General features: G+C 34.3%; 1 protein-coding gene. It reads right to left on the reverse strand.

Going from position 1 to position 446, the window contains the following annotated elements; genetic code table 11:
• The coding region (locus Q1B05_RS18640; RefSeq protein WP_299782981.1) for a 6-phosphogluconolactonase at nucleotides 1-446 on the reverse strand (446 nt) is incomplete at both ends.

Here is a 446-nt window from a genome sequence, read left to right on the forward strand (position 1 = left end):
GCGACTAATCTGGTTTTTGAGTTTTGTAAAGATCCCGATTCGTTAAAACCAATATGTCCATTACCTCCAATTCCTAAGATCTGTAAATCTATTCCGCCTAACGCTTCTATTTTTGCTTCGTAATCATTACAATAACTCGCAATCTCTGCTTTTGACAATGTACCATCTGGAATGTTGCAATTCTCTGGTAAAATATCGACATGATTAAACAATAATTCATTCATGAATCGCACATAACTATTCACAGAATCTGGTTGCATGGGATAATACTCGTCAAGATTAAAAGAGACTACGTTTTTAAAACTTAAGCCTTCTTCTTTATGCAATCTTACTAATTCTGAATACAAACCTTTTGGAGACGATCCTGTAGCTAATCCTAAAATACAAGGTTGTTTTTGGGATGCTTTAACCTTAATTAAGTCGGCTATTTCTTTTGCTACAGCTTT

The sequence above is a fragment of the uncultured Formosa sp. genome, from assembly GCF_947500765.1.
GTDB lineage: Bacteria > Bacteroidota > Bacteroidia > Flavobacteriales > Flavobacteriaceae > Formosa.